Origin of the sequence: Nocardioides sp. CPCC 206348 (genome assembly GCF_048654705.1) — a bacterium.
Classification (GTDB): domain Bacteria; phylum Actinomycetota; class Actinomycetes; order Propionibacteriales; family Nocardioidaceae; genus Nocardioides.
In genome coordinates this window covers 13,548-15,750 of record NZ_JBMCZA010000220.1, presented here as the reverse complement: position 1 = coordinate 15,750, position 2,203 = coordinate 13,548, and the positions used below count along the sequence as shown (strand labels likewise).

At 70.0% G+C, this 2,203-nt stretch carries 2 protein-coding genes; both read left to right on the top strand.

Annotated features, from left to right (window positions below):
* A partial coding sequence (locus ACOADB_RS24630) for a biotin/lipoyl-containing protein (protein ID WP_378605070.1) occupies positions 1-1,038 on the top strand: 1,038 nt, incomplete at its 5' end.
* The coding region (locus ACOADB_RS24625) for an acyl-CoA dehydrogenase family protein (RefSeq protein ID WP_378605067.1) at positions 1,035-2,203 on the top strand (1,169 nt) is incomplete at its 3' end. The genes ACOADB_RS24630 and ACOADB_RS24625, both read left to right, overlap by 4 nt.

Below are 2,203 nucleotides of genomic sequence, written 5' to 3'. Positions count from 1 at the left end.
CCCGAGCCGCGCGGCCACGCCATCGAGGTGCGGCTGTACGCCGAGAACCCGGCCACGGACTACTCGCCGCAGACGGGCACCCTGCTGGACTTCGACATCGCCCACGAGGTCGAGTTCACCGGGTTCGGGTCAGCGACGTCCGGCGTCCGCCTCGACTCCGGGTTCGGTCCCGGCGACGAGGTCGGCACGTTCTACGACGCGATGCTCGCCAAGGTGATCGCCTGGGCGCCGACGCGCGAGCAGGCAGCGCGGGTGCTGGCGCGCCGCCTCGAGACGGCGGCGATCCACGGCCTGGTCACCAACCGCGACCAGCTGGTGTTCTCCCTGCAGGACGCCGACTTCCTCGCGGGCAACCTGGCCACGTCGTTCTACGACGACCACCCGGATCTCCTGCAGCAGCAACAGTCCGACGACCTGGCCCCGTTCATCGGTGCCGTTGCGCTCGCCGAGCACCGCCGGCTCACGGCCAGGGTGCAGAACCGGATCCCGGCTGGCTTCCGCAACGTGGTCTCCCAGCCGCAGGTCACCCGCTTCGAGGTCGCCGGTGAAGAGGTTGCGGTCGAGTGGTTCGGCGGTCGTGAGGGTTACCGCCTCGCCGGGCCGGACAGCGACCGGCCGGTCACCGTGGTCGAGGCCAGCCCGGACCTCGTGGTCATCGACCGCGGGGGATCGACCACCCGGCACCGGGTCCGCATCCAGGGCGACGTCGTGCTGGTCGACTCGCCGTACCGCGGCGCCACGCTGCGGATCGTGCCGCGGTTCGTGGATCCCGCGAGCCAGGTGGCCGAGGGCTCGCTGCTCGCGCCCATGCCGGGCAGCGTCATCACCGTCAGTGCGGCGGTCGGGGACGTCGTACAGAAGGGCCAGCCCATCCTCGTGATGGAGGCCATGAAGATGCAGCACACCATCGCGGCGCCGTACGACGGCACCGTCACCGAGCTGTCGGCAAGTGCCGGCCAGCAGGTCGAGGCGGGCACCGTGCTCGCCGTTGTCGAACCCACCGAACCGTTGGCATCAGCCGAAGGAGCAGAGGCATGACCCAGACCATGTTCAGCGAGCCGGAAGAGCGCGTCGCGCTGCGTGAGGCGGTCAAGAAGCTGGCCAGCAAGTACGGCCGCGAGTTCGTCGAGAAGCAGGCCCGCGAAGGCGGCAAGATGACCGACATGTGGCTCGAGATGGGCCGCAACGGCTTCCTCGGCGTCAACATCCCCGAGGCGTACGGCGGCGGGGGCGGCGGCATGGCCGACCTGGCCGCGGTGCTCGAGGAGTCGGCTGCCGCCGGCGCCCCGCTGCTGATGATGGTCGTCTCGCCGGCGATCTGCGGGTCGATCATCACCCGCTGCGGCACCGAGGAGCAGAAGCAGCAGTGGCTGCCGGGCATCGCCGACGGCACGCACCTGATGGCGTTCGGCATCACCGAGGCCGACGCGGGCTCGAACTCCCACAACATCACCACGACGGCCACCCGCGACGGTGACGGCTGGGTGATCAAGGGCCAGAAGACGTTCATCTCCGGCGTCGACGAGGCCCAGTCGGTGCTCATCGTGTCGCGCACCGAGGATGCCAAGACGGGCAAGCTCAAGCCGGCGCTGTTCGTCGTACCGACCGACGCCGAGGGCTTCACCGCCCAGCCGATCCCGATGACATGGCAGGCGCCGGAGAAGCAGTTCACCCTGTTCCTCGACAACGTCCGCGTGCCTGCCGACGCCCTGGTCGGCGACGAGGACGGCGGCCTGTGGCAGCTGTTCGCCGGCCTCAACCCGGAGCGGATCATGGGCGGCGCGTTCTCGTGCGGCATCGCCCGCTACGCGCTGGAGAAGGCCGTCGACTACGCCAAGGAGCGGAGCGTCTGGAAGGACCAGCCGATCGGCGCCCACCAGGGCATCGCGCACCCGCTGGCGAAGGTGAAGATCGAGCTCGAGCAGGCCCGCCTGCTCTGGCAGAAGGCCGCAGCGCTCTACGACGCCGGCGACGACTTCACGGCCGGTGAGTACGCCAACATGGCGAAGTACGCCGGCGGCGAGGTCGCCTGCAACGCCACCGACGTCGCGGTCCACACCCACGGCGGCAACGGCCTCACCCAGGAGTACGGCCTCGGCAACATGCTGATCGCCGCCCGCCTGGGCCGGATCGCGCCCGTGTCGCGGGAGATGATCCTGAACTTCGTGGCCATGCACTCGCTGGGGCTGCCGAAGTCGTACTG